We start from the raw sequence: 25,501 nt of genomic DNA, 5'->3' as shown, positions 1-25,501 counted from the left end.
AGCGGAACTGTCGGTGGCCGCCGGTAGCGTGGAAAACGGGGGCTGCTCAGGAGCTCCCGGGTCAGGAAGTGGTGATCGGGGCCAGGAGGAGGCCGGTGACCGCGTCGATCAGGCCTGTTCCCGCGTCGTCCCAGGTGGCGCGGGGGGTTGGGGTGTTCTCCGCCAGGGCTCGCTCGCGTTCGGCCGTCATGTGGATCATCAGCTGGCGGGCCATGTCGCCGCGCTCGGCGCGGACGTCCGGCGGGAGGACCGACAGGCTGCGGTTCAGGCCCGCGACGACCTTCGCCAGCGCCGGGGACGCCAACGACTCCTCGGCGATGATCGCGCGCAGCGCCGGGTCGGTCAGCACCTGGGCGGTGAACCGGGCGAACCACGTCGGGGAGCCCAGCTCCCGCAGGTACGTCGTGGTCGGGCGGATCAGGCAGGCCACCCAGTCGCGCAGCTCGCCCGGCCCGTCGATGGCCTCGACGAGCTCCGCGCGCAGCCGCTCGACCCGCTCGGCGTGCTTGCGGGCGATCGCGCGGACCAGGTCGGTCTTGGTGCCGAAGTGGTAGTTGACGGCGGCGTTGTTGCCCTGGCCGGCGGCCTCGCTGATGTGCCGGTTGGACACCACCTGCACCCCGTGCTCGGCGAACAGCCGCTCGGCCGTGGTCAGGATGCTCTCCCGGGTGGCGCTCGCGCGCTCCGCCCGGACGGCCTTCACGTTCATCCCATCACCCCGATCACTGCCCTCACCTTACGGAGCCCCCGTCACGGCCCGCCGGACGTGCCCGGCCAGGAACCCGTACAGCTCCCGCGTCAGCTCGGCCGACGCGCCGAGCAGGTTGTACCCGTGGTCGACGCCCGCGACGTCGCGGTGCTCGACCAGGGCACCCGCCGCGGCGAGCTTTCCCGCGTAGGTCACGGCTTCCGCGCGCAGCCGGTCCAGCTCCGCGGTGACGACGACGGCCGGTGCGATGCCCTCGAGGCCGTCGCCGTTGGTCCCCCAGGCCGGGGACACCAGCGGATCCGTGCGGCGCCGGACGTCGGGGACGTAGGCGGTGTCGAAGATCTCGCCCATCCACGGCTTGATCACCGCCGAGCGTCCCGCCGGCTTGTCGCGGGCGGCGGTGACGAGGTCCAGCGGCGGGTAGTGCAGCACCTGCAGCGCCAGGTCCGGGCCGCCGTCGCGCAGGGACAGCCGGGCGGCCGCCGCGGCCAGCGAGCCGCCCGCGCTCTGCCCGCCGACGCACAGCGGCGCGGCGGGCCATTCGGCGGCGGCCCAGCGCAGCACGTCGTGGAGCTGCTCGCACGGCACCGGGAACCGATGCCGCGGGGCCAGCGCGTACTCGACGTTCACCACCGTGACCCCGGCGTGCTCGGCCAGGAAGCGGCACCACGGGTCGTCGCCCGTCCGGCGGCCGGCGACGAACCCGCCGCCGTGGGCGTTGACGTACACCCCGCCCGGAGTCGACGGCGGTGCGTAGACGGTGGCCTCGACCTCGCCGTGGCGGGTCGGCACCCGCACCTCGCGCGTGCGGCCCGGGATCTCGGGGAACCGCAGGTGCGGCCGGACCCCGGCGGCCGGGATCGCGCCGAAGAGCCGCGCGAGCGTGTCCGCGACCAGCGGTACCGCGAGAACCGACATGCGCACTCCTCATGCGTCAGGCGAAGCTGGCCAGCCACTTCCGCGCGGTACCCAGGTACTCGCGGGCGAAGCCGGTGCCGGGGGCCCAGGACTCGAACCCGTGCGGCGCGCCCGGCACGACGTGGACGGTGGTGTCGACGCCCGCCGCGCGCAGCCGGCGAGCGTACTCGGCGTCTTCGTCGTGGAACAGGTCGATGTCGCCGACGCCGATCCAGGTCGGCGGCAGCCCGGCCAGGTTCTCGCGGCGGGCGGGCACGGCGTAGTGCGGGACGACGTCCGCCCCCGGTTCGACGCCGAGGTAAGCGCGCCAGCCGAAGCGGTTGAGGCGGTTGTCCCAGCCGCGGTGCCGCCGCGCGTCGAGCTCGCGCCGGGCGGCGGTGCGGTCGTCGAGCATCGGGCAGAACAGCCACTGCCCCAGCGGCCGCTCCCCTTCGTCACGGAGGCGCTGGACGAGCGCGGCGGCGAGCCCGCCCCCGGCGCTCTGCCCGCCGACGACGACCCGGCCCGGCTCGGCGACGTTCCCGCGGATCCACGTCCAGGCGGCGTGGCAGTCGTCGAGCGCGGCCGGATACGGGCTCTCCGGGGCGAGGCGGTACTCGGCCGACACCACGGTGATCCCCAGTTCCCGCGCCGTCTCCCCGCAGAACGCGTCACCCTCGACGGCGCTGCCGATGACCAGGCCGCCGCCGTGGATCCACAGCAGCGTCAGGTCGGACCGCGGTTCGCGGGGCCGGTAGACCCGCCACCCGGGCATGACTTCGACGTCGACGTCCGGGACCGCCACGGGCCGTACCCGGGCGATGGCCCGGCGCACCAGCCACAGGCCCCAGGACCGCTCCAGCGGCAACCGGGGTAGCCACCGCGCCTTTCCGCGCAGCTCGGGCGTGATTTCGGCGAGCTTCACTGGGCCGACCACCCGCCGTCGGAGGGCAGCACGACGCCGTTGACGTTCGCGCCGTCGTCGCTCAGCAGGAACGTGATCGACGCGGCCAGCTGCTCGGCCGTGGCGATCGGCGGCATCAGCCCGAAGAACGCGCCGAGCCGGTCCTGCCCGAACGCCGAGGGTGACGCGCTCTGCCCGATGCCGGTCGCCACCCCGCCCGGCGCGACGGCGTTGACGCGGATGCCGTGCGGCCCGTACATGACCGCGCAGTTCCGGGTGATCCCGACGACCGCGTGTTTCGAGGCGGTGTAAGCGATCCCGGCGGCCGAACCGCGCAACGCGGCTTCGGAGGCGATGTTCACGATCGAGCCGGAGCCGGCCGCCAGCATCGCCGGGAGCACCGCGCGGATGAGCCCGAACGTGCCGTCGACGTTGACCGAGAAGACCCGCCGCCACAGCTCGTCGCTCACCTCGTGGGCGGGTGAGAAGTCGTCGGCGATCCCCGCGACATTGGCCAGCCCGTCGATCCGGGACCCGGCAGCGGCCAGGATCCGCTCGATCCCGGCGGTGTCGGTGATGTCCGCGCTCACCGGGACCAGGTCGGGCGTCTCCGCGGCGAACTCGTCAAGACGATCCGCCGAGACGTCCACCGCGACGACCCGGCCGCCCTCACGCGCGATGCGGGACGCGGTGGCCCGGCCGATGCCGGACGCCGCACCGGTCACGACCACCGTCCGGCCCTCGAACCGCCCCGGAACGGTCCGCTCCCGCGTCCCGATCGCGGCCGGGACGACCCCGCCGTTGACGCGTGAGACGAGGTCGTCGACGACGTCCTGGCCGAGTTTTCCCTGGCTGAGCGCGACAAGCTGACCCAGCGGCACCTGGCTGATCGGCGCGAGCACGGTCTCGTCGAAGCCCGCATCGGCGAGCAGGGCCCGGATGAGCGGGCCGCCTTCGGGGTGCGCAACCCACTCGCCGATCGGCGTGTCCGCAGTGATCACCGCGACAGCGTACCGCACTTTTAAAGCACCTGCTTGACCAAAGTTGTCAAACTGGGTTACCTGGAGGTGAGCCGATCACCGAACCCGGAAGGGCACCCATGTCCCCCACCCCGTCCCTGCCCGCCGACCCGGGTTTCGACCCGGACGCCCTGCGTGCGAAGTACCGCGCCGAGCGCGACCGGCGCCTGCGGCCCGACGGCAGCGCGCAGTACCAGCGGCCTGCCGGCCGGTTCGGGTACTACGCCGAAGACCCGTACGTCGAAGGCGACTTGGTGCGCGAACCGCTGCGCGACCGCGTCGAGGCGGTGGTGATCGGCGGCGGGTTCGGCGGCCTGCTCGCCGCCGCACGCCTGCGCCAGGCCGGCGTCGGGAGCATCCGCGTGATCGAAAAGGGCGGCGACTTCGGCGGCACGTGGTACTGGAACCGCTACCCCGGCATCCACTGCGACATCGAGTCCTACGTGTACCTCCCGCTGCTGGAGGAGGTCGGCCACGTCCCCGGCTGGAAGTACTCGCCGGGCGCGGAAATCCTGGAGCACGCCCAGGCGATCGGGCGGACGTTCGACCTCTACGACGACGCGTGCTTCCGGACCGCCGTGCGCGAACTGCGCTGGGACGACGGCGAATGGCTCGTCCGCACCGACCGCGACGACGAGATCCGCGCGCGTTACGTCGTCGTCTCCAGCGGGACGCTCGACCACCCGAAGCTGCCGGGCATCCCGGGCATCGAGACGTTCACCGGGCACACGTTCCACACCAGCCGGTGGGACTACGGCTACACCGGCGGCACCGCCGACGGCGGCCTGACCGGGCTGGCCGACAAGCGGGTCGCCCTCATCGGCACCGGCGCGACGGCCATCCAGGTCGTCCCCCACCTCGGCCGGGACGCGAAGGAGCTGGTCGTCTTCCAGCGGACGCCGTCCACTGTGGACGTTCGCGGCAACCGGCGCACCGATCCGGCGTGGGCCGCGTCGCTGGCGCCCGGCTGGCAACGGCGGCGGCGGGACAACTTCCTCACCGTCGTCACCGGCGGCCGGGCCGAGGAGGACCTGGTGGCCGACGGCTGGACCGGCAGCGCCCGCCTGCTGAAGGACCTGGTCGCGACCGACGCCTACGCGGACGTCCCGGCCGAAGCGCACGAACTCGCCGACTTCCGGAAGATGAACGAGCTGCGCGGCCGGGTCGACGAGCTCGTCACCGACCCGGCCACCGCCGAGGCGCTCAAGCCCTGGTACCGCTACATGTGCAAGCGCCCGACGTTCAGCGACCACTACCTCCAGACGTTCAACCGCCCCAACGTGACCCTGGTGGACACGGCCGACAGCGGTGGCGTGGAGGCCGTCACCGAACGGGCCGTGGTGGCCGGCGGCCGCGAGTACGAGGCCGACTGCATCATCTTCGCGACCGGCTTCTCGGTCGGCGGTTCGGACGTCCTGGCCGGACGCCTGCCGATCGTCGGCCGCGACGGCGTCTCCCTGCTGGAGCACTGGCGAAACGGGCCGCGGACGCTGCACGGCTTCGCCAGCCACGGCTTCCCGAACCTGTTCCACCTCGGCCCGCTGCAGAACGCCAGCTCGGTGAACTTCGTCCACGTCCTGGACGAGCAGGCGAGCCACATCGGGGCGGTCGTCGCCGAGGCCCGCAAGCGCGGAGCGTCCACTGTGGAGCCGACCGCGGCGGCCGAAGCCGCGTGGGTGGCGACGATCAGCGAGAAAGCCCCGGACCGCTACCAGTTCCAGCTCGAGTGCACGCCGGGTTACTACAACAACGAAGGCAAGCCGCGGGAACGCAGCCAGTCGTTCGGCGACGGGCCGGTCGCCTTCCACGCGCTCCTGGCCGCGTGGCGGGAGAACGGCGGGATGAGCGAGGTCATGTAGACCCGTTGGCGAGAATCCGGCGGAGGATGGCAGAACAGCCACTGGCCGAGGCCAGTCCCGGTTCCTAACGTTGTCGGCCATGACCGCTGTGCTGCTGCCGATCCTCATCGGCGTCGTCTACGTCCTGCTCGGTTCGCTGATCCCCGAGCCGCACCGGCGGCGGTTCAACGCGGTGATGATCGCCGGCGCCGGCGCGGCCTACCTCTCCGGCGGCGCGCTCGGGCCGTGGGAGCTGGTGTTCTGCTCGGTGATGACCTACGTCGCCTTCCGCGGGCTCGATTCGTGGACGTTCATCGGGATCGGCTGGCTCCTGCACACCGGCTGGGACGTCGTCCACCACCTGAAGGGCCAGCCGATCCTCCCCTTCGCCCACGACTCGTCGTTCGGCTGCGCGCTCTGCGACCCGGTCATCGCGATCTGGTGCTTCACGGGCGGGCGTTCGGTGCTGACACCCCTGCGTGCGCGCATCACCCGGTAACGGGGTTGCGGCCCGGGTGTCCCGGGTATCCGGTGCCCTATGAGCAGCTCCGCCGTCGAACGCGCCGCGCACGCCTACTGCCCCAGGTGCCACCCGGACCCCCAGCCGGGTGAGCGCGTCACGGCCCTGTGCGGTGCCACCCACCCGTACTGGGGCCGCCGCGACCGCCCGGTGACCCGGTGCCCGGCGTGCGCCGCGCTGGCCGGCGCGCCGACCCTCGCCTGCGGCCACTCCGGCTGAGGCCTCAGGACGGCCGGTGCCGCACCAGGACCGGCACCGCCGCCACCAGCGCGAGCCCCCGCACCACGGCCGCGACCAGGTACGGCACGCGCAGGCCGAACCCGTGGGCGACCAGGCCGCCGGCGAGGGTGCCGAGCGGGATCAGGCCCCAGCCGAGCAGCCGGTAGACGCTGGTGACCCGCCCCAGCAGCCCCGGCGGGACCAGCTGCTGGCGGAGGCCGACGGTCACGATGTTCCACAGCGTCGTGGCGAACCCGTTCACCGCGAGGAACGCGCCGAGCACCACCAGGCCGGGGCTGAAACCGACCCCCGCGAACGCGACGACGTTGACGCTCAGCGCGGTGAGCAGCGCCGGGAGCGCGCCGATCCGGGCGACGACCCGCGCGTTGACCAGGCCGCCGAGCACGCTCCCGGCCGCCGCTCCCGCCAGCAGCAGCCCGTAGCCGCGCGCGTCGGCGTGCAGGGTCTGGGTGGCGAGCAGCACCAGGGTCACGTAGGCGAGCTGCCCGCAGAAGGTGTTGACGCCGAGCAGCGCCGCGAGCGTGCGCAGCAACGGCTGCCGGCGGAGCCAGCGGACGCCCTCCCCGATCGCCGCGCGTCCGGCCGGCCGGGCGGTACGCCGGGGCAGCTTTGCCACCAGCGCCGCCGACAGGGCGAACGAAACGGCGTCCACCCCCAGCGGCAGCGCCGCGGACACCGCGAAGAGCAGGCCACCGAGCGGTGGCCCGGCGAACTGCTGGGTGACGGTGGTGATCGCCTGCTGCCGGCCGTTGGCCCGGTGCAGCAGCGGTTTCGCGACGACGTCGGGCAGGATCGCCTGCGCCGCGTTCCCGAACACGACGTCACCCGCGCCGAGCGCGAACGCGGCCACCACGAGGACTCCGATCCCGGCCGCACCCGTCGCGACCAGGACGGCGGTGGCCCCGGCCACGATCGCCTGGAAGGCCTGCGCGCGCCACATCAGCCCGGCCCGGTCGTGCCGGTCGGCCAGCGATCCGGCGGGCAGGGACAACAGCAGCCACGGCAGGTACGCGGCGGCGGAGACGAGCGAGACGAGCCGGGGATCCCGCGTGACCGTCACGGCGAGCAGCGGTACCGCGGCCGCGAACGCACCGTTGCCCAGGTTGTCGATCCCGGTCGCCCACCACAGCCGCCAGTACGTCCTCGGCAAGGGTGTCTCGATCCGCGTCATACCGGAAATCCTTCGGCGCCGCGGGAAAACGGGACAGCATTTAGCCCGTGGCTACATACTCGGACCATGGCGCTGACGATCGAACTCGGGGTGGCCGAGCTGGCGACGACCCGCTTCGCGATCTCGCCGCTGTCGGAAACCGTGGCCTGCCTGCAGCAGCTGGCCGGGCGCGACCGGGAGGCCGCCAATCTTCCGTGGCTGCGGTGGGCCGAGGACGAACTCGCGAGCGCGCCGCTGGATCTCGCGCTGACCTGGCCGTTGCTCATCAGCGACCGGCCCAACTGGCCCGAATTCCTCGTCCCCGCCCCGCGCGGCTCCGGCCCGTCGATCGACGACGACCTGGCCGCGCTGCGGCGGACCACCACGCGTCAGGTCCGGGCCAGCCTCGGCCGGGTCTTCGGGGACACGCTCCCCGGTCCCGTCGCGGCGCTCGCCGCGCACCCGAAGGCCGGCCTGGCCACGATCGCCGCGGAGCTGCGCGCGGCGCACGACCGGCTCGTCGCGCCGCACTGGCCGCGGATCCGGGCGGTGCTCGACGCCGACGTCGGGCACCGCGCCCGGCAGCTCGCCGCGGGCGGCAGCGCGAAGCTGTTCACCGGCCTGCACCCGGACCTGCGCTGGGAGGCGGGAAAGCTGCTGCAGACCGGAAAGCGCTGGCGGGCGGACCGCTTCGTGAACCGGGGACCCGGCGGGCTGGTCCTCATCCCGGTCGTGCTCGGCTCGCCGTACGCGGTGATCAAGGGGAACACCTCGACGCAGACCACCGTGCGCTACCCGGCGCGCGGGCGCGGGACGCTCTGGACGGCGGGCACGCGGCCGCCGCCGGGCAGCACGGTCCGGCTGCTCGGCCGGGCACGCGCCGAGCTGCTCGAGGCGCTGCGGTCCCCGGCGACGACGACCGACCTCGCGCGAGCACTCGGCGTCACGCCCAGCGCCGTGTCCCAGCACCTCGGTGTCCTGCGCGAGAGCGGGCTGGTCGAGCGGGAACGTTCCGGGCGCCAGGTCCTCTACCTGGTCACGGCGCTCGGAACGGCCCTGCTCGACCGCTGACTCAGGCCGCCAGCGACGACAACGGCACCGCGAACACCGACCGGCCGCAGGTCTGGCTCTGCGCCTTGCAGTCCGCCGTCGACCACTCCGACTGGGACCAGACCAGGCCCGTCGACCAGTCGTACGTCAAGGCCTCCGGGTGGACGGCCCAGCACGCGGCGGTGGAGCCGCACGTGGCCGACGTGCTCTGCGCCGTCGTCTGGGTCCAGAGCTGGCCGTTGATCGTGGCCGAGCTGTGGGCGACGTACCACTTGCCGCCGTGGGACAGCACGCCCTGCATGTTGCCCACCGAGCTGCGGAACGCCTCCGCCGCGGTCCCGGTCAGCAGGTAGTCCGTGCCCATCGGGAAGCGGTAGAGCCGGCCGTGGAGGCTCTGGTCGGAGAAGTACTCCGTCGTCACGACGCTGGCCGGGCTCGTGCTGCGGTCCAGGGAGATCGACGAGAAGCACGGCACCCCGGTATCGGAGGCCATGCTGCACGTGCCGCCCGCGTAGGTGTAGTAGCCGACCTGCATCATCGCGTACTTGTACGTGTACGCCGCATATCCGCCGGACGTCTTGCCGATCGCGTTCGACGTCGTGTCGGTCAGCTGCAGGATGTGCTGGGTGCTGAACACCCGGATCGCGGTCGAGGTGTTCCCGACGGCGGTGACGTAGATCTTGTCGCCGTACCAGGCCATCCCGCCCATGTGGGCCTTCGCCGCCGTGAAGCTGCTGCCGGTGCTGTTCGGCACGGCCAGGTACATCATCCGGTGCGCGGCGGAGGCGGGGTTGTCGTAGTCGACCGCCTGGATCCGCGCGTCGTCGTAGCGGCCGAGCGCGTCGGTGCTGTGCCAGCCGGACAGGATGATCTTGTCCGCGCCCCACATACCGTCGTCGTCGGCGTCACCGGAGGTCGTGATGCCCTGCGGGACCCAGGTCGTGCTGCCCGCACGTTCAGCGTCCCAGCACAGCGACTTCGTGGCGGCCGGCGCCTTGGGCAGCGCGGCCTTCTCCGCGCCGGTGCAGCCGGTCATCGCGTAGCTGGGGTCGTTGACGACGGTGTTGAGGCTGACGTTCGGCAGCGCGTTGTCCAGCGCGGTCAACGCGGCGGCCGGGGTCGCGTGCCAGACCAGGTTCTGCTTGGTCGTGGTCGTCAGCGGGTCGCTGTAGGCGGCGCTCGCCGTACCGGGCAGCGCCAGTGCGCCGGCCACCACGGCCAGCGCGAGAAGGAGCACTTTCGGAGTTCGCATGGCGCCATTGCCGCACCCGGTGATCCAAATTTCGTACAACGGCACTTGTACTACTCGTTGTACCCGCTGAAGCTCCGGCGACGGCTCCGCCCAGGGTCGCGCCAAGGCAGGGCCCTCAGCGTTCGTCGATGGAGGATTCTGGACACTCGGCGTCCCAAATCCTCCATCGACACTCGCGGGCGTGCCCGACGCTGTCGACGAACCCCGGGCGGGCGCCACTACTCCGCGAGCGAAAGCACCGTCCGCGCCTGTTCGACCATCGCGACGTCGAGGAAGGTGCCGTCGGCGAGGGCGATCGCGCCGACACCCGCTGCCGTCGCGCCCGTGACCCGCTCGATGACCTCCCGCGCCCGGGAGACCTCCTCACGCGTCGGCAGGAACGCGGCGCGGATCGTCTCCAGCTGCACCGGGTGGATCGCCGTGCGGCCGCGGAAGCCGAGCGCCCTGCCCGCTCGGCAGGACTCGGCCAGGCCGTCGAGATCCCGGACGTTGACGTAGGCGGACATCGCGGGCGGCGGCAGCCGCGCGGCCCGGGCCGCGACGATCACGCGGCTGCGGGCCCACGTCAGCCCGGCGTCGTCGGCCACACCCAGGTCCGAGCGCAGGTCGGCCTCACCGAGGCCGATCGACGCGATCCGCGGGGACGCCGTCGCGATCTCCAGTGCGCGTTCGATGCCCAGTGCGGACTCGATGAGCGGGTGCAGCGCGCGGTCCGGCACGGCGGCCGCGACGGCCCGGATCTCCTCCGGCGACTCGACCTTCGGCAGTCGCACCCCCACTTCCGGCGGCAGGGTCGCGACCGCCGCGAGGTCGGCGGCGTGCCACGGCGTGGTCGGGTGGTTGACGCGCACCTGGACCGGCCGCGCCACCTCACCGAGCAGCAGGATCGTGTTCTCCCGCGCTTCGTCCTTGCGCCCGGGCGCGACCGCGTCCTCGAGGTCGGCGAGCACGACGTCGGCCGCGGAGGCCAGGGCCTTGCGCACCCGGTCCGGCCGGTCGGCGGGCGCGTAGAGGAACGTCAGCGGCGGGCTCACACCGCACCCCGGTCCCGCAGCTCGGCCACCCGGTCCGGCGCGAAGCCCAGCTCCGCCAGCACCGCGTCGGTGTCCGCGCCGTGCGGCCGGCCGGTGAAGCCGATGACGCCGTCGTGGTCCGAAAGCCGGAACAGCGGGCCCTGCATGAGCATCGGCCCCAGCTCGGGGTCGTCGATCTCGTGGATCGTGCCGAGGGCCCGGAACTGCGGGTCTTCGACGATGTCGGCGGCGTCGTAAATCGGCGCAACCGCGGCCTGGGCCTGCTCGAACGCGGCGACGACGTCGTCGCGCGTGCGCTGCCCGATCCACGTGCCGACGGCCTCGTCGAGTTCGTCGGCGTGCTGTGCGCGTTCGGCACCGGTCGCGAACCACGGCTCGTCGGCCAGGTCGGGCCGCCCGACCAGCCGGACGACGCGCTCGGCGATCGACTGGGCCGAGGTGGAGACCGCGACCCACTGGCCGTCGACGGTGCGATAGGTGTTGCGCGGCGCATTGTTGGTGGACCGGTTGCCGGTGCGCGGCTGGACGGTCCGCAGCTGGTCCCAGCGTGTGATCTGCGGCCCGAGCATGGCCAGCATCGGCTCGATGATGGCCGTGTCGACGACCTGCCCGCGCCCGCTGCGTTCACGCGACGCCAGCGCGACCATGATCGCGTACGCCGTGGCCAGCGACGCGACGCCGTCGGCGAGCCCGAACGGCGGCAGCGTCGGCGGGCCGTCCGGCTCGCCGGTGGTCGCCGCGAACCCGCTCATCGCCTCGGCCAGCGTGCCGAATCCCGGACGTGAGCGATAGGGGCCCAGCTGGCCGAAGCCGGTGACGCGGGCGAGCACAAGCCGCGGGTTCCAGTCGGCGAGGACGTCATAACCGAGGCCCCAGCGTTCGAGCGTGCCGGGGCGGAAGTTCTCGATGACGACGTCCGCGCTGGTGACGAGCGCGAGGAACACCTCGCGGCCGCCTTCGCTGCCGAGGTCGGCGGTGATCGTGCGCTTGTTGCGGCCCAGGGTCTTCCACCACAGGTTGACGCCGTCCTTGGCGGCGCCGTGGCTGCGCGACGGGTCGGGTTTGCGCGGGTGCTCGACCTTGATCACCTCGGCACCCATGTCGCCCAGGTGCATCGCGGCCATCGGGCCGGCGAACAACGTCGAGGCGTCGACGACACGCAGCCCGGCGAGGGCGCCGTTTTCCGGGTCGCGGGTGACGGTCATGCCGTCACGTCCCAGGCGCACCGGAAACCGACCGTCGCCGCGCGGGCGAGGCCGAGTCCGGGCAGCAGGAGCTTGACGCTGTACGCCGGTTCGCGGCGGCCGCCCTCGACGTACCACTCGGAGCCTTCGGCCCGGTAGTCGCTGCCGCCCTTGAGCATCACGAAACGCGTCCGTCCGTCCGAGTGTTCGCTTTCCGTCCAGTTCCACACCGCCGGCGTGCCGCGTTCGAGGCCGCCGGTCTCCCCCGCCAGCTGCCATTCGTCCTCGGTGGGCAGCCTTCCGCCGCGCCAGGCGCAGTACGCGCGGGCGTCGCCGAGGTCGACGTAGGTCACCGGCTCGTCCCTCCCGCCGCGGTGCGCCAGGAATCGGTGCGGGTCCGCCGGCTGGTAGCCGGTGGTCTCGACGAACTCGGCGAACTGGGCGCTCGTCACCTCGGTGACCGCGACGGCGACCGGCGTCGGCAGCTCACCCTCGCGTTGCAGCGTCCGGGCGTCGTGCAGGCGGGGCGGGAGCGGTTTCCATTCGTCCACGTAGGGCGCGCCCTGGTACATCCCGGTTTCGCGGGCGCGGTAGCGGACGGTCAGGACGTACGGTCCTTGAGGGACGACCACGGCGTCCGGCTCGGGTTCACCAGTGGTCCTTTGTGGACTGACGCGCGTCGCGAGCCGGTGCGGGAAGCGGGCGTCGGGGTCGTGCTCGGGGGTCGCCAGGTCGTGCAGCCACGCGGGTTTGGTGGCGCCTTCGGCGACCTCCAGCGCCGCCCCGATCCCCCGGGCCGGAACCCCGCCCAGGAGGTCGATGCCCGGCAGCGAGCCCTCGTAGTCGGTGTCGCCGCGGTTGACGATCGTCCACAATGTCACGCCGTCCTGCTCCCAGCTCGACGCGTGGAGCCCGGGTGCCAGGTCGGCGAGGGGTGTCCAGTCGCCGTTCAGCAGGAGGTCGCTCGCCGCGCGCTGGACGGTCACCATCCGCCGCACGGTCGCGGCGTCGCGGCGGGACCAGCCGACCCACACGCCGAAGACGACTTCCCAGACCATCACGCCGACGCCGTTGAGCCACGCCGACTGCAGTTCCTCGGTGTGGTCGCGGTGCCAGCGGCGGACGTGGTGCTGCATGTGCCGCCGCTCGTACCAGTGCGCGCGCAGGACACCGGGCACGGGCGAGTCGGCGAAGAACTGCGCCCACGACGCGGCGTGGTCCTCGATCCGCTCGACCGCGAGCTTCGACTCGCCCTCCAGGACGAGCCCCGGCTTGGCCGCTTCGAGCCGTTCGACGAACTCGGGCTCGGCCTTCTTGAGGGTGTCGAGGAAAACGCCGTCGGCGTCGAGGTCGGCGACGAGCGCGGCCAGTTCGATGAGGTCGTCCTCGCCGCGGCGGGTGCCGACGTCCCACGGGTTGTAGTCGACGAACACGCGCAGCCCGGCTCGATGCAGGTCGTCAACGAGGGCCTTCAGGCCGGGGACGTCGCGGTAGAAGTCCCACTGGTTGCGGTCGTCGAGGCCGATCACCGGGTAGGCGTGCCAGAGGACGACGGCGTCGAGGCCGCCGAAGCGCTCGCGGGCGTCTTCGAGGAACCGCTCGGGGGTGAAGCGGTGGTCGTCGAACGAGTAGAGCAGCTCGTCCCACAGCCACACCTGGGCGACGCTGTAACAGGTCGCCGCCCAGGCCGCGCCGGGACGCGCGTAGGCCTCGCCGGTGTAGCCGTGGCGGGCTCGCGCGTCTTCGCGCCAGGCGTGGAGCTTCGCGCGCCACGCGGGCCGGTCGGCCGGGTCGTCGGGCGCGGCGAGGATCTTGGCTTCGTCCAATTCGGACAGCAGGCCGCGCACCGGCGTCGGCCGGTCGATCGGCCGCGGGACGAGCGGGTCGAACGGGACGGTCATGACACCTTTCCTCCGAGCAGCGCGACCTCTTCGGCGGACGGCACGGCGGTCTGCGCCCCGGGCCGCGTCACGGCGAGGGCGCCGGCCGCGGTCGCGAGCCGCGCGGCCGCTTCGACGTCGAGACCACGGGCGAGCCCGGCCGCGAGCACACCGCAGAAGGTGTCCCCGGCGCCGGTCGTGTCGATGACCTGAACCGGAATCCCGTTGACGTGCTTCGGTTCCTGCTCGCGCCGGAGAACGACACAGCCCTCGCCGCCCAGTGTCACCACAACCACCGGTACACGGTCCAGCAGGGCTTCGGGAGTACCCGCGAGATCGGCGGCCTCGTGCTCGTTGACGACGAGGATGTCGACCGCGGCCCACAGCTCCGGCGGCAACTCACGCGACGGCGCGGCATTGAGCACGAAAAGAGCCCCGGCTTTGCGTGCCGCGGCGGCTTCGGTCACGACGTCGAGGGGAATCTCCAGCTGGGCCAGCACGACATCGGCTTCGGCAATGCGCTCGGCTTGCTTGTCATTGAGCTGCAGGAGGTCATTTGCCCCGGAGGCGACGACGATGGCGTTCTCCCCATCCTGATCGACGGTCACGAACGCGGTCCCGGTGGGCGCATCCACGCGCGCGACGAGATCGGTGCGGACACCGGCGCCGCCGAGCGAGACGAGCAGCAGATCGGCAGCCTCGTCGTCTCCGAGCGCCCCGACAAAGGAGGTATCGACACCCCCGGCCCACGCGGCGGCGACGGCTTGGTTCGCACCCTTGCCTCCAGGACTGCGACGCAGCCGGTCCCCGAGAACGGTCTCGCCCCCATGCGGATGCCGAGGCACATCAACAACAAGGTCCACATTCGCCGACCCGACGACCACCACACGCCCGCTCACGCCACACCACCCACGAACGCCGTGCCGATCTGCGCCGCCCGCGAGGGTCGTGAGTGGTAAGGAGGGTTAGAACCCTCCTTACCACTCACGACCGCTACCACGCACTCGGTCATGACTGCCCCACCAGCGCCGCCGTGCGGGCCGCCAAGTCCGCGATCTGCCGTTCCCCACCAGGCAACGAGGTCGCGATGCGGCCGTCCAGGGGTTTCGTCCAGTACTCGCCGATGCCCTCGACACCGCGCAGCGCGCCCACCACTCCCCCGACCGTCGCCGCGGCCGAGTCGGTGTCCCAGCCCGCCGTCACCGCGATCGAGACGCTCGGGCCGAACTCGCCGCCACCCTTGGCCAGCGCGTAGGCGATCACCGCGGCGTTGTTGAGCACGTGCACCCAGTGCAGGTCGCCATACGCCGCGTGCAGCTGGTCGAGGCCCGTGCGGACATCACCCGAGAGAGCCGCGGAGCGGCCCAACGCGACTGCCGCAGCAAGGGAACTCCCGGCGGGGATCACCGCGTCGGCCGCGTCGAGGACCTCGTCCGGTGTCGAGCACACCATCGCCGCCGACGCCAGGGCCGCCGCCCACATCGCGCCGTAGACGCCGTTGCGGGTGTGGCTCAGCCGGGCGTCCGTCCAGGCGAGCCGGGCCGCGGAAAGGACGTCACCCGGCGAAACCCAGCCGAAGACGTCCGCGCGGATCAAAGCCCCGATCCACTCGCGGAACGGGTTCCGGTACGTGGCCGGCGAAGGCCGCGCGTCGAGGATGTTGCGGTACGCCGCCCGCTCCGCCGTGAACACCCGGCCCGCGGGCAGGTTGTCCAGCCACAGCTGCGCGACGTCGTCCGTGCCGAAGTCGCGTCCGTGCGTCTCCAGGAGGGTGAGCGCGAGGATCGGGTAGTTGAGGTCGTCGTCCTCGGGCATCCCGTCGATGTTCTCCTCGAGGGAGGTCGGCGCCGAACGCCGGTTCCACGGCCACCGCGCGGCCACCTCGGCCGGCAGGCCTGCCGCGGTGAACCAGCCCGACAGCGGCCAGCGGCCGGTCGCGCGGAGGATCTCCTCGATGCCCTCGCGCGGGATCTTCTCCACCGGCTTGCCCAGCAGGCACCCCGCGGCCCGGCCGGTCCAGGCGCCGAGCAGCCGGTCCGTCCCGCCACGCGGCAGAACCGGCGCCGACAGGCCGAGCGAATCCCACGACGGCTCCGCGATACCCGGCAGCGCGTCCAGTTCGTCCAGCAGTTCCCGAGCGAGCGCTCGCAGCTCGGCCGCCCCGGGACCCGCGCCGCTCACCACCGGGACGGGATCACCGCCCGCCGCGACCCAGCGGTCCCGGACGGCCGAGACGTCCTTGCCCTCCGCGGCCGACTGGACCAGCTCGTGGGCCAGGAGGTCCTCCGGTTGTGCCCAGGTCAGCCTCACGCGGCGCCGCCGAGCACGTCGAGGGACGCAACCCGGGCGAGCGCGCGCTCCCGGTCGGCGCGCAGGATGTCCGCGGCCGCCGAGGCCAGCAGGTGCCCGGTCTCGCGCAGGTCCATCCGGCTGGCGTCGCCGATCGTGTCGACCCACTCCTTCGGCACGACGGCCGTGCCGCCGAGGCCCGCGCAGAGCGCCGCCGCCATCACCGCGATCGAGTCGGCGTCCCGGCCGTAGTTCACCGAGGCGAGCACCGCGCCGCGGAAGTCGCCGCGGTGCGCGAGGACGAACGCCAGCGCGGCCGGCAGCTCCTCGATCGCCTTGGTCCGCGACGGGCGCCGCGCGTCCATCGACATCTGCCGGTAGTGCGGACCGACCGAGTCGAACGGCGCCACCGTCTCCCGCACACGCGCGGCTAGCGCCCGCTCTTCGTCGTCGGTGGCCGGGGCGGTGGTCCAGCCGCCGAACTCGTCGACGACGGCCCGCAGCGCCGCCGCGGTCCCGTCGTGGGCCACGTCGAGCCCGGCCGCGACGACGTCGTCGAGCGACGCGCCCGGGGCGACCGCGGCCGCGACCATCGCGGCCAGCACACCCGCCGCTTCCCGGCCGTAGCTCGACTGGTGTGCCGCCGTCAGGTCGATCGCCTCGGCGTACGCGGCCCGCGGGTCACCCGCGTTGACGACCCCCACGGGCGCGACGTACATCGCCGCGCCGCAGTTGACGACGTTGCCGACACCGGCTTCCCGCGGGTCGACGTGTCCATAGTGGAGTCTCGCGACGATCCACTTCTCCGCGAGGAACACCCGCTGCAGCAGCAGCGCCGTCGACTCCAGCTCCGGCACCCAGCGCGGCTCGCCGATCATGAGCGGCACCAGGTCCTCGGCCATGGCGTACGCGTCGAGGTGTTCGCGGCGCTTCGCGTACACCTCGACGAGCGCCCGCGTCATGAGGGTGTCGTCGGTGACGTGCCCGTCGCCCTTGTGGTACGGCGCGATCGGGCGGGCGTCCCGCCAGTCCGGGTACCACGGGCCGACAACGCCGGTCACCCGTCCGCCGTGCCGTTCTTCGATCTGCTCGGGCGTCCACCCTTCGGTGGCGCCGCCGAGCGCGTCCCCGACGGCCGCTCCGGTGATCACCGCGACGGCCCGGTCTTCCAGCCAGGTCAAGAATCCGCTCCTGTCACTTGCTGACGCTCTTCCAGCCGTCTTCCAGCTGCTTGGCCAAGCCGGCCGCGTCGATCTTCTGTCCGAGGAACTGCTGGTACGCCGGGGTCGCGACGGTGTCCTTCCACTGCGCGTACTTGCCGGCGAACAGGTACGGCGCCGAGGTCAGGTACTGACCGGACGCGAGGATCGGGCCCCAGCCGTTCTTCGTGCCGAGCTTCGTGGTCAGCGCCTGGCGCGCCGAGGTCGTCGGCGGGATCAGGGCGTCGGCCTCGTTCATCGCGGCGAGGTTGTCGGTGCTGGTGAAGAAGTCGACGAACTCGGCGGCTTCCTTGACGTGGCCGGAGTCCTTGTTCACCGACAGCGTCTGCGGGTTGGCGGCCTGCGCGGGCCCGGCCGAGCCGGCCAGCGGCGGCAGCACGACCCAGTCGAATCCCTTCGGCGCGTCCTTCTCTATGTTGGCCGCCTGGTAGGAACCCTGGACGGTCATCGCGATCTGGCCGGCGTAGAACGGCGCGAGAGCCTTCGTCCCGGACTGCGTCAGCGTGACCGGCATGATCGAGTGGTCCTGGTGGGCCATCGCGTCGACGAGCTGTGGCAGCGCCTGCTCACCCTGTCCGACGGACAGCTTCGCGTCGTTTCCGGTGCCCTCGAAGTACTTCCCGCCGAAGCCGGGGGCCAGCGCGACGAACGCCGCCGTCGGGCTGGACAGGCCCCAGCCGAGGCCGAACCTGCCGTCCTTGGTCGTCGCCTTCGCGATCTGGCGCAGCTGGTCCCAGCTCATCGTGGCGCCGGTCGGGATCGTCACGCCGGCCTGCTGCAGCTGGGTCTTGTTCGCGAAGACCACATAGGACTGCAGCTCGGTCGGGAAGGCGACCACCTTGCCGTCGACCGTCACCGAGTCGAGGACGCCCTTCGGGATGTCCGCCTTCTTCTCCGCCGGCAGGTACTGGGTCAGGTCCGCGAGGTAGCCGTCGGTGGCGAAGGGCGCGATGCTCGCCGCCTCGTAGTGCACGACGTCCGGCGCGGTGCCCGCGTTGAACTGGGTGATCAGCTTGTCGTAGACGCCGTCCCAGCCCGCCTGGACGATCTTGACCTGGACGTCCGGGTGCGCCTTGTTCCAGTCACCGACGATCTTCTGCGTCTGCGCGATCGCGGCCGGCTGGTCCGAAAGGGACTGGAAGGTGAGGGTGACCGGCCCGTCGCCGCTGTCCCCGCTGCCGCTGCCGCTGCCGCACGCGGCGAGCAGCAGGCTGGTGACCATCAGGCAGGCGGCGACCACCGCGCGTCGTGTCTTCATCGACCGACCTTTCGAGGATTCTCTGGTGGAGTGCGTCATCCCTTCACCGCCCCGGCCATCAGGCCGCTGGTGAGCTTCCGGCGCAGGATGCTGAAGAAGACGATGCTGGGGATGGCGGCGAGCACGGCGCCCGCCGCGAGCGGGCCGAGGGCGACCTTGCCCTCGCCGCCGACGAACATGTTGAGCGTGATGGGCAGGGTGTAGTTCTCCGGCGTCTGCAGCAGGACCAGGGCGAAGAAGAACTCGTTCCACGACGAGACGAAGCTGAACATCGCCGTCGCGACGACGCCGGGCGCCAGCAGCGGGAACACGATGGTGCGCAGCACGGTCAGCCGGCTCGCGCCGTCCATCGCCCCGGCTTCTTCGAGTTCCACCGGGATCGCCGCGACGTACCCCTGCAGCATCCACAGCGCGAACGGCAGCATGTACGTCGTGTGCACCAGGGTCAGGCCGACGAGGTTGTCGGCCAGCCCGAGCGTCCGCAGGATCAGGAACAGCGGCAGGATGATCAGCACGACCGGGAACACCTGGCTGACCAGGATCCAGGCGACCCCGGCGACGCGCAGCTTGCCCCGCAGGCGGGCCAGCACGTACGCGGCGGGCACGGCGATGAGCACGGCCAGCGCGGTCGACGCGAGCGCGACGACGAGACTGTTGGCCGCCGACCGGATCAAGCCCTGCTTCTCGAGAGCTTCGCTGTAGTTCTCCCAGTGCCACTCGCTCGGCAGCAGGCTCACCGACAGCGAGTTCAGCTCGCCGGACGACTTCACCGACGCGGACATCAGCCACAGCAGGGGAAACCCGAGGAACAGGATGTAGAGCGCGAGGGCCACGTACTGGGCCGGGCGCACGAGTCCGCGCATCGCTCAGCGCCCCTTTCCGGCGCGGTCGTCGCGGAACTGCGACCGCAGGTAGACGGCGAGGATCAGCACCACCACGAGGACGAGCACGAGGCCCATCGCCGCGGCGTAGCCGATCTCGCGGTTCTTGAAGGCCTCCAGGTAGACGAACAGCACCGGGACCATGGTCTTGCCGCCCGGCCCGCCCGCCGTCAGCACGTAGACCAGCGAGAACGAGTTGAAGTTCCAGATGAAGTTGAGCGAGGTGATCGACGTGACGATCGGGCGCAGGCTCGGCCACGTCACCGCCGTGAACCGCCGCCACGCGCCGGCGCCGTCCATCGCCGCGGCTTCGTGCAGCTCGGCCGGGATCTGCTGCAGGCCGGCCAGCAGCGTCACGGTCGTCTGCGGCATGCCGACCCAGACACCGACGACGATCACCGCGGGCAGTGCGAACGAGAAGTCGCCGAGCCAGTTGATGTCGCTGGGCAGGCCGACGCTGCCGAGGAAGGCGTTGAGCGGGCCGCCGTTGGCCGAGTAGATCATCTGCCACATGATCGCCACGACGACCGGCGGCATCGCCCACGGCACGAGCGCGAGCACCCGCGTCAGGCCCTGCAGCCGCAGGCCGGAGTTGAGCAGCAGCGCCAGGCCCATCGCGGCGGCGAGCTGGAGCACGGTGACCCCGACGGTCCAGATCATGCCGATCCGCAGCGAGTCCCAGAACAGCGAGTTGTCGACGAGCTTGGTGAAGTTGTCGATGCCGGCGAAGGCGTAGTCCGGGTGGCGCACCAGGCGCGCGTCGGTGAACGCGAGGAAGATCCCGACGACGATCGGCGCGACGCTGAGCACGAGGATCGGGATCAGCGACGGCAGCACGAGCCCGATCGCCTCACGCCGCCGGCTGCGCTGCCGCGCCGGCTTCGCCTTGGTCCGCACGGGACGTTCCTTCAGGGCCGGTGCCGTCACCACGCACTCCCCGGTGTCGAGGACTCGCGCACCACGAGCTCCGGGCCGACGGCGATCTGCTGGGCCGCGCGGTCCGGGTCGTCGGCGAGCTGGAGCATGATCCCGGCGGCCGCGCGGCCGCGTTCGGTCGAGCCGAGGGAGACGCTGGTCAGGCTCGGCTGGAAGACCCGGCCGATCTCGGTGTCGTCCATCCCGGTGACCGCGACGTCCTCCGGCACGGACAGTCCGAGCTCGCGCACGGCGCGGATAGCGCCGATGGCGAGCAGGTCGTTGGCCGCCACGAGCGCGTCGACCGGGCCGCGGGCGAGCAGCAGGCGGGCCGCGTCGAGCCCGGCGGTGACGGTGAAGTCGGCGGCGATCTCCTGGTCCGCCCGGTCGAAGGTGATCTCCCGGGTGACGGCGTCGAACCCCCGCTGGCGCGCGGCACCGGGGGTGGTGTCGAGCGGGCCGTTGAGGAAACCGAGCCGGCGGCGGCCGATGGTGTGCAGGTGGCGGACGGCCTGGCCGATCCCGCCCGCGGAGTCCGTCGAAACGGAGCTGATGCCACGGTCGTCGAGCGCCCGGCCGATCACCACGACCGGCACCGGCGCCTGCTGGATCTCCGCGATCAGCCGGTCGTCGGTGCGCAGCGGCGTGACGATCATGCCGTCGACGAAGCCGCTGTTCAGGCTCCGGACGAGCTCGGTGGTCGACGTCGCGGTGTCGCCGGTGCTCATCACGACGACCCGGTAGCCGTGCGGTTCGAGGACCGCGTGGATGGCCCGCATCATCTCGACGTAGACGGGGTTGCCGATGTCCGCGACCGCGAAGGCGACCTGGAAGGTCTTCTTCATCCGCAGCGAGCGGCCGATGGCGTCCGCGCTGTACCCGAGCTCGGCGGCCGCGGCCCGGACGCGCTCGACCATCGCCGGGCTCGCCCCGGTGCCGTGCAGGGCACGGGAGGTCGAGGCCAGGGAGACCCCCGCGCGCTCGGCCACCTGGATGAGCGTGGCGCGTGTTGACGTCATCGTCGCTGTTACCTCGGATCGAGAGCCTGGAAACGTTTCCAACCTGCGGAAGCGGAAGATGGAAACGTTTCCAACTGGATTGACGCCGATCCTGACACTCGACCGGCGGTTGTGTCAACCACCGGAACACGCCGGGTAAGGGGTTGCGCAGCCAGGCTCTCGGACCGGCCTGGAGTCGGCCAAGGCATCGGTGACCGAGCCTCCGCGGGCGAGTCGGGCACTGTGGTCGGCGAATTGGCCGCCGCGGGCGCCGCGTTGGCCGCCCCGAGCGGCGGGTTAGTCACCTCGGGCGCCGCGTTGACCTATCCGGCGCCGAGCCGGACGGGCCGCCGCCGCGTGTCGTCCCCCGATCACAAGTGATGCCCTTCCAATCACACGTGATGCCGCCCCAATCACGTGTGATGTCCCTCCAATCACGGGTGATGCCCCTCCAATCACGGGTGATGCCCCTCCAATCACGGGTGATGCCCCTCCAATCACGTGTGATGCCCCTCCAATCACGGGTGATGCCCCTCCAGTCACGTGTGATGCCCCTTTCAGCACGTGGTCCGTTCGCCACCACACCGATGTCCGAGCTTTCGCAGCCCTGGTTGCCGCGTGTTCGCCACCCCGGAGGTCGGCTTGCCGGCCGCCGCGGTCGGCTGATCGGCCGTTGCGCCGAGTCAGCCGGTCAACGCGGCCCGAACCAACCGGCCGGACCCCGGGACCAGCCCCGGCGAAACGCGGCATTCCTCCCGCATCGTGGTACTGCTCGCCACACCCCCGGCCGGGTCCCGATAGTGGTCCCGTGCTCACGCCCCGTGCTCCCCTCGCCGCGTTCGCCCTCCCCCGAGCCGAGCGCGCCGGAGCGCGGGTGACCTACCGCGACGCGCTCGTCGCGCCGTTGCCCGGCTACCGGCCCCTGCTGCTGGACCTCATCGTCCCGGCCGGGGCGCCGCCCGCGGTGGTGGTGTTCCTGGACGGCGGCGCGCTCGCGGCCGGCTCGCACAAGCACGGCCGGATCGGCGACCACGTCACGGAAACGTTGGTGGCGCACGGTTTCGCGGTCGCGCGAGCCCAGTACCGGCTGGGCCGGGAAGCCGCTTTCCCGGCCCAGCTGCACGACGTCAAGGCCGCGGTCCGCTGGATCCGGCGGCACGGCACCGAACTCGGGGTGGACGTCGGGCGCGTCGCGGCCTGGGGGCACTCCGCGGGCGGGTACCTCGCCGCGATGCTCGCGGTGACGGCCGACCACACCGAGCTGGAGGGCGATCTCGGCGTCACCGGCGAGTCGAGCGGGCTCGCCGCGGCGGTCGCGTGGAGTCCCCCGACGGACTTCACGCACATCCCGCCGCCCCCGGAAGGGACGTCGTTGCACCGCACCGGCCACGACCCGCACGACTGGCTGCCGGACGCGACGGCGAGCCCGCTGCTGCACGTCTCGGCCACCGCCGCACCGTTGCAGCTGGTGCACGGCACCGACGACTTCGGCATCCCGATCGCGCACAGCGAGGCGCTCGTCGCGGCGTACTGGCGTGCCGGGGCCGACGCCGACCTCATCCGGCTGGACGGCGCCGGCCACTTCTACAGCAGGCAGAAACTGCAGCAGGCCACCGAATCCGGCGTCGGCTTCCTGCGCGAGCGCCTCACCTGAGCTTCAGTCCTTCGCCGTCACCCCGAGCCCGCGGCGCAGCGCGGCCACCTCGTCGACCAGCATCCGGCGCGAAATCGCCGCGTCCTGGATGATCGAGGACCCGTGGAAGGTGCCCGGGTAGTGGTGCAGCTCCGTGGTCACCCCGGCTTGCAGAAGGCGTTGCGCGTACTGGATTCCCTCGTCGCGCAGCGGGTCGAACTGGCAGGTGCTCACGAACGCAGGCGGCAGCCCGGCGAGGTCCGTGGCGCGGGCGGGCGCGGCGTACGGCGAGACGTCGGCGCCGCCCGGCTCGGTACCCAGGTAGCTCGTCCAGCTGTAGACGGCGTTCGGCCGGTTCCACATCGGAGTGTCGACGTACGCGGTCATCGACGGAGTCTCCAGGCGGTCGTCCAGCTCCGGGATGCCGAGGTACTGGAAGCGCAGCACCGGGCCGCCGCGGTCGCGGGCCAGCAGGGCCGTCGCGGCGGCGAGCCCGCCGCCCGCGCTCTCGCCGCCGACGCCGATCCGTTCCGGGTCGATGCCCAGTTCGGCCGCCTTCGCCGCGGTCCAGGTCAGGGCCGCGTAGCAGTCTTCGACCGGCGCGGGGAACGGGTGCTCGGGCGCGAGCCGGTAGTCCACCGACACGATCACGATGCCCAGTTCGTCGACCAGGTGCAGCAGCGAGGCGTGGAACATGTCCAGGTCGCCGAGGATGAACCCGCCGCCGTGGATGTAGACCAGGGCGGGCACCGCGCCTTCCCGGTCGGCCGGGCCGTACACGCGCACCGGGACGTCGGGGGCGCCGGAGGGCCCGGGCACGGTCGTGTCGCGGACGTCGACCGGGTGCACCGGCTCGTAGGCCGGGATGACCTCCTGCAGCTGCGACATCGAAGCGCGCGCGGCCAGGAGGGCGTCGTAATCGGGCAGGGTCACCGCGGGGAGCATGTCCAGCCAGGGCAGCAGCTCGGGATCGATCGCGTAGGTCATGCTCCGATCTTCGGCTCGCGCCGGCGCCGTCGCCACCGCCACGCGGCGGGGGTTGGCGGCCCGGGCCTCGCCATCCGGCGGCGGACGCGCCTATCGTGGCCTCATGAAGGGCCTGCTGCTGAGGCTGTCCGGACTCGACGCCGACGCCGAGAACGCGGTGCGGGTGATCGGGTTCTTCGACCGCCTGATCACCGATCGGGCGAGTCTCGACGTCCTCGTGCGCAGCACGGCCCGCCTCGCCGGCTGCCCGGCCGGGGTGCACGCCCCCGGGCAGGGCCTGGCGCTGCGGGCGGAGCCGGACGCCGAAGTCACCGCCTCGGGCCGGGTGCCCGCCGGGGCCGCCGTGCGCCCCCTGGAGGGTGGCGTGGTGGTCTGGGTCTGCCGCGAAGGCGCGCCGACCCCGCTCGACGACATCCTGCTGGAGCGCTTCGCGATCGCCACCGCCGTCCTGTTGGAGCACACCAGCGTGCCGCTGCCCGCGCTCGGCGACCCCGCGCTGGTCGAGCTGGTGCTGTCCGACGGGATCGGGACGGCCGAGCGGTCGCGGGCGCTGCACCTGCTCGGCCTCGGCACGACGGCCCGGCTGCGCGTGCTGGCGGCCACCGGTGCCGATCTCCCCGGCCGGTCCGCCACCTTCGGCGACGTGCGGGCCGTGCTCACCGCCGACGGACCCGAGACGGCGCCGCCGGGTGCCCGGATCGGCGTCGGCCCGGCGGTGCCGGCCCTCGACCTGGCCCGCTCCTGGCAGTCCGCGCGCACGGCCCTGCGGTTCACCGCCGACGCCGAGCCCGTGGTGTGGTGGGACCGGCTCGGCAGCCTGGCCGAGCTGGCCGGGGTACTCGGCCCGGCGGATCTCGGCTCCTTTCCGGACGTCCAGGCCCTCGACCGCCTGGCCGCCGACCCCCACGGCGACGACATCCTGGCCGCCCTCACCGCCCTCTGCGCGACGGGCTCGGCCCGCAAGGCGGCGGCCGTCCTGCACCGCCACCACAGCACGATGCCCACGCGGCTGGCCCGAGCCGGCTCGGTGCTCGGCTTCGACGTCGACTCCCCCGCCGGCCGCTTCCGCCTGCACCTGGCCCTGATGCTGCGGCGGCTGCGTGACGCCGGACCGTCCGAAGTGGACACTGCGCCGAACGGGTGACGCCCGGACCCGGGCTCAACCGTCACCGGCCCTCCGGAGTGGACGGCACGGACATCCCCCTAGGAGGACACGTGCCGAAACTCCCGACCCTCGTCGCCGCGACCCTGCTGGCCGCCGCCGGAACCATCGCCATCGCGCCCGCCGCATCGGCGCACGACGCCCTCGCCGAGGTCGTCCGCTGCGGGTACCAGCAACAGTTCCGCTGCGGCTACGGCGGGATCACCAACAGCCACACCCGGGTGTACTCCTGCGACACCTGGAGTGACAGCTACGGCTTCCGCACGGAGTGGCGCACCCGCAGCGGCGGCGGAAGCGGCGTCGACGACGCCAACGGCAGCAGCTCCGGCTGCAGTTCGAAGACGCCGGGCACCGCCGCGAACCCGATCACCATCTTCCGCGGCTGCTGGAAGACACCCACCTGGACCTGCACGGACTGGATGAACGCCTGAGCCACACCGGCCCGCGCTGGAACAGCGTTGCCCGCCTGCGCTCCGACAAG

Annotated in this window: 24 protein-coding genes; 7 read left to right on the top strand and 17 right to left on the bottom strand. The window is 72.5% G+C overall.

Annotated features, from left to right (window positions below):
- Positions 1–61: 61 nt before the first annotated feature.
- From ACIOD2_RS46070 to ACIOD2_RS46055, 4 genes are read right to left on the bottom strand one after another with little or no spacing between them, the layout of a single operon-like run.
- Positions 62–709 carry a TetR/AcrR family transcriptional regulator gene (locus ACIOD2_RS46070; protein ID WP_400551998.1) on the bottom strand — a complete coding sequence of 216 codons (648 nt, stop codon included), beginning with the start codon at positions 707–709 and terminating at the stop codon, positions 62–64.
- Positions 710–736: 27 nt separating this feature from the next.
- On the bottom strand, positions 737–1,627 hold the full coding sequence (locus tag ACIOD2_RS46065; protein WP_400551997.1) for an alpha/beta hydrolase fold domain-containing protein: 891 nt from the start codon (positions 1,625–1,627) through the stop codon (positions 737–739).
- A gap of 16 nt (positions 1,628–1,643) precedes the next feature.
- Positions 1,644–2,531 (bottom strand): alpha/beta hydrolase, encoded by an 888-nt coding sequence (locus tag ACIOD2_RS46060; RefSeq protein ID WP_400551996.1) that lies wholly within the window; start codon positions 2,529–2,531, stop codon positions 1,644–1,646.
- Positions 2,528–3,511 (bottom strand): SDR family NAD(P)-dependent oxidoreductase, encoded by a 984-nt coding sequence (locus tag ACIOD2_RS46055; protein ID WP_400551995.1) that lies wholly within the window; start codon positions 3,509–3,511, stop codon positions 2,528–2,530. The genes ACIOD2_RS46060 and ACIOD2_RS46055 overlap by 4 nt, the downstream gene beginning before the upstream one ends.
- Positions 3,512–3,609: 98 nt before the next feature.
- Here ACIOD2_RS46055 and ACIOD2_RS46050 point away from each other — a divergent pair, with 98 nt between their 5' ends.
- The 3 genes from ACIOD2_RS46050 (at position 3,610) to ACIOD2_RS46040 (ending at position 6,106) form a co-directional block, all read left to right on the top strand.
- Positions 3,610–5,388 carry a flavin-containing monooxygenase gene (locus tag ACIOD2_RS46050; protein ID WP_400551994.1) on the top strand — a complete coding sequence of 593 codons (1,779 nt, stop codon included), beginning with the start codon at positions 3,610–3,612 and terminating at the stop codon, positions 5,386–5,388.
- Between the two features lie 79 nt (positions 5,389–5,467).
- Positions 5,468–5,866, top strand: a complete 399-nt coding sequence (locus tag ACIOD2_RS46045) for a DUF6010 family protein (RefSeq protein WP_400551993.1) — start codon at positions 5,468–5,470, stop codon at positions 5,864–5,866.
- Positions 5,867–5,905: 39 nt separating this feature from the next.
- A complete protein-coding gene (locus ACIOD2_RS46040) occupies positions 5,906–6,106 on the top strand; it encodes a hypothetical protein (protein ID WP_392776859.1) in 201 nt (66 codons plus the stop codon).
- A 4-nt stretch (positions 6,107–6,110) separates the two neighbouring features.
- Here ACIOD2_RS46040 and ACIOD2_RS46035 read toward each other — a convergent pair whose 3' ends face one another.
- Positions 6,111–7,298, bottom strand: a complete 1,188-nt coding sequence (locus ACIOD2_RS46035) for an MFS transporter (protein ID WP_400551992.1) — start codon at positions 7,296–7,298, stop codon at positions 6,111–6,113.
- 66 nt (positions 7,299–7,364) lie between these two features.
- On the opposite strand from ACIOD2_RS46035, the gene ACIOD2_RS46030 reads away from it, so the two are divergent.
- Positions 7,365–8,348 carry a DUF5937 family protein gene (locus tag ACIOD2_RS46030; RefSeq protein WP_400551991.1) on the top strand — a complete coding sequence of 328 codons (984 nt, stop codon included), beginning with the start codon at positions 7,365–7,367 and terminating at the stop codon, positions 8,346–8,348.
- A gap of 1 nt (position 8,349) precedes the next feature.
- On the opposite strand, the gene ACIOD2_RS46025 is transcribed toward ACIOD2_RS46030, so the two are convergent.
- From ACIOD2_RS46025 to ACIOD2_RS45975, 11 genes are all read right to left on the bottom strand, one after another.
- Entirely contained in the window at positions 8,350–9,579 is a 1,230-nt protein-coding gene (locus ACIOD2_RS46025) for a hypothetical protein (RefSeq protein ID WP_400551990.1), read from the bottom strand.
- A gap of 218 nt (positions 9,580–9,797) precedes the next feature.
- Positions 9,798–10,613 (bottom strand): HpcH/HpaI aldolase/citrate lyase family protein, encoded by an 816-nt coding sequence (locus ACIOD2_RS46020; protein WP_400551989.1) that lies wholly within the window; start codon positions 10,611–10,613, stop codon positions 9,798–9,800.
- Positions 10,610–11,818: a CaiB/BaiF CoA transferase family protein gene (locus tag ACIOD2_RS46015; protein ID WP_400551988.1), complete on the bottom strand. Its 1,209-nt coding sequence runs from the start codon at positions 11,816–11,818 to the stop codon at positions 10,610–10,612. Before ACIOD2_RS46015 ends, ACIOD2_RS46020 begins: the two co-directional genes overlap by 4 nt.
- A complete protein-coding gene (locus ACIOD2_RS46010) occupies positions 11,815–13,698 on the bottom strand; it encodes an SUMF1/EgtB/PvdO family nonheme iron enzyme (protein WP_400551987.1) in 1,884 nt (627 codons plus the stop codon). The genes ACIOD2_RS46015 and ACIOD2_RS46010 overlap by 4 nt, the downstream gene beginning before the upstream one ends.
- Positions 13,695–14,576 carry a ribokinase gene (locus ACIOD2_RS46005; protein WP_400551986.1) on the bottom strand — a complete coding sequence of 294 codons (882 nt, stop codon included), beginning with the start codon at positions 14,574–14,576 and terminating at the stop codon, positions 13,695–13,697. The genes ACIOD2_RS46010 and ACIOD2_RS46005 overlap by 4 nt, the downstream gene beginning before the upstream one ends.
- Positions 14,577–14,685: 109 nt before the next feature.
- Complete coding sequence (locus ACIOD2_RS46000) at positions 14,686–15,987, bottom strand: ADP-ribosylglycohydrolase family protein (protein WP_400551985.1); 1,302 nt, start codon at positions 15,985–15,987, stop codon at positions 14,686–14,688.
- A complete protein-coding gene (locus ACIOD2_RS45995; protein WP_400551984.1) occupies positions 15,984–17,147 on the bottom strand; it encodes an ADP-ribosylglycohydrolase family protein in 1,164 nt (387 codons plus the stop codon). The genes ACIOD2_RS46000 and ACIOD2_RS45995 overlap by 4 nt, the downstream gene beginning before the upstream one ends.
- A 13-nt stretch (positions 17,148–17,160) precedes the next feature.
- Positions 17,161–18,444 (bottom strand): ABC transporter substrate-binding protein, encoded by a 1,284-nt coding sequence (locus ACIOD2_RS45990; RefSeq protein ID WP_400551983.1) that lies wholly within the window; start codon positions 18,442–18,444, stop codon positions 17,161–17,163.
- Between the two features lie 35 nt (positions 18,445–18,479).
- Entirely contained in the window at positions 18,480–19,307 is an 828-nt protein-coding gene (locus ACIOD2_RS45985) for a carbohydrate ABC transporter permease (RefSeq protein WP_400551982.1), read from the bottom strand.
- Between the two features lie 3 nt (positions 19,308–19,310).
- Positions 19,311–20,252: a carbohydrate ABC transporter permease gene (locus ACIOD2_RS45980; RefSeq protein ID WP_400551981.1), complete on the bottom strand. Its 942-nt coding sequence runs from the start codon at positions 20,250–20,252 to the stop codon at positions 19,311–19,313.
- The gene (locus tag ACIOD2_RS45975) at positions 20,249–21,259 is read right to left on the bottom strand and encodes a LacI family DNA-binding transcriptional regulator (protein WP_400551980.1); all 1,011 of its coding nucleotides are present in this window, start codon (positions 21,257–21,259) and stop codon (positions 20,249–20,251) included. The genes ACIOD2_RS45980 and ACIOD2_RS45975 overlap by 4 nt, the downstream gene beginning before the upstream one ends.
- Before the next feature lie 787 nt (positions 21,260–22,046).
- Between ACIOD2_RS45975 and ACIOD2_RS45970 the strand changes: the two genes are divergently transcribed.
- A complete protein-coding gene (locus ACIOD2_RS45970; RefSeq protein WP_400551979.1) occupies positions 22,047–22,892 on the top strand; it encodes an alpha/beta hydrolase fold domain-containing protein in 846 nt (281 codons plus the stop codon).
- A 3-nt stretch (positions 22,893–22,895) separates the two neighbouring features.
- Here the strand turns inward: ACIOD2_RS45970 and ACIOD2_RS45965 are convergent, their stop codons facing one another.
- Positions 22,896–23,858: an alpha/beta hydrolase gene (locus tag ACIOD2_RS45965; RefSeq protein WP_400551978.1), complete on the bottom strand. Its 963-nt coding sequence runs from the start codon at positions 23,856–23,858 to the stop codon at positions 22,896–22,898.
- Positions 23,859–23,961: 103 nt separating this feature from the next.
- Between ACIOD2_RS45965 and ACIOD2_RS45960 the strand changes: the two genes are divergently transcribed.
- Together ACIOD2_RS45960 and ACIOD2_RS45955 are read left to right on the top strand one after the other, a co-directional pair.
- On the top strand, positions 23,962–25,002 hold the full coding sequence (locus ACIOD2_RS45960) for a PucR family transcriptional regulator (RefSeq protein WP_400551977.1): 1,041 nt from the start codon (positions 23,962–23,964) through the stop codon (positions 25,000–25,002).
- A 71-nt stretch (positions 25,003–25,073) separates the two neighbouring features.
- Positions 25,074–25,451 carry a hypothetical protein gene (locus ACIOD2_RS45955; RefSeq protein ID WP_400551975.1) on the top strand — a complete coding sequence of 126 codons (378 nt, stop codon included), beginning with the start codon at positions 25,074–25,076 and terminating at the stop codon, positions 25,449–25,451.
- Positions 25,452–25,501 lie beyond the last annotated feature (50 nt).

This window comes from Amycolatopsis sp. NPDC088138 (genome assembly GCF_044741685.1).
GTDB lineage: Bacteria > Actinomycetota > Actinomycetes > Mycobacteriales > Pseudonocardiaceae > Amycolatopsis.
Note: the sequence above shows the minus strand (reverse complement) of the source record. Positions and strands in the feature narration are given on the sequence as shown.

Coding starts and splice junctions, on each gene's coding strand:
- ACIOD2_RS46040 (WP_392776859.1), top strand. CDS start 5,906: ATGAGCAGCTCCGCCGTCGAACGCGCCGCGCACGCCTACTGCCCCAGG.
- ACIOD2_RS46015 (WP_400551988.1), bottom strand. CDS start 11,818: ATGACCGTCACCCGCGACCCGGAAAACGGCGCCCTCGCCGGGCTGCGT.
- ACIOD2_RS46035 (WP_400551992.1), bottom strand. CDS start 7,298: ATGACGCGGATCGAGACACCCTTGCCGAGGACGTACTGGCGGCTGTGG.
- ACIOD2_RS45960 (WP_400551977.1), top strand. CDS start 23,962: ATGAAGGGCCTGCTGCTGAGGCTGTCCGGACTCGACGCCGACGCCGAG.
- ACIOD2_RS45985 (WP_400551982.1), bottom strand. CDS start 19,307: ATGCGCGGACTCGTGCGCCCGGCCCAGTACGTGGCCCTCGCGCTCTAC.
- ACIOD2_RS46050 (WP_400551994.1), top strand. CDS start 3,610: ATGTCCCCCACCCCGTCCCTGCCCGCCGACCCGGGTTTCGACCCGGAC.
- ACIOD2_RS45990 (WP_400551983.1), bottom strand. CDS start 18,444: ATGAAGACACGACGCGCGGTGGTCGCCGCCTGCCTGATGGTCACCAGC.
- ACIOD2_RS45965 (WP_400551978.1), bottom strand. CDS start 23,858: ATGACCTACGCGATCGATCCCGAGCTGCTGCCCTGGCTGGACATGCTC.
- ACIOD2_RS46065 (WP_400551997.1), bottom strand. CDS start 1,627: ATGTCGGTTCTCGCGGTACCGCTGGTCGCGGACACGCTCGCGCGGCTC.
- ACIOD2_RS46070 (WP_400551998.1), bottom strand. CDS start 709: ATGAACGTGAAGGCCGTCCGGGCGGAGCGCGCGAGCGCCACCCGGGAG.
- ACIOD2_RS46025 (WP_400551990.1), bottom strand. CDS start 9,579: ATGCGAACTCCGAAAGTGCTCCTTCTCGCGCTGGCCGTGGTGGCCGGC.
- ACIOD2_RS46030 (WP_400551991.1), top strand. CDS start 7,365: ATGGCGCTGACGATCGAACTCGGGGTGGCCGAGCTGGCGACGACCCGC.
- ACIOD2_RS46010 (WP_400551987.1), bottom strand. CDS start 13,698: ATGACCGTCCCGTTCGACCCGCTCGTCCCGCGGCCGATCGACCGGCCG.
- ACIOD2_RS46045 (WP_400551993.1), top strand. CDS start 5,468: ATGACCGCTGTGCTGCTGCCGATCCTCATCGGCGTCGTCTACGTCCTG.
- ACIOD2_RS45975 (WP_400551980.1), bottom strand. CDS start 21,259: ATGACGTCAACACGCGCCACGCTCATCCAGGTGGCCGAGCGCGCGGGG.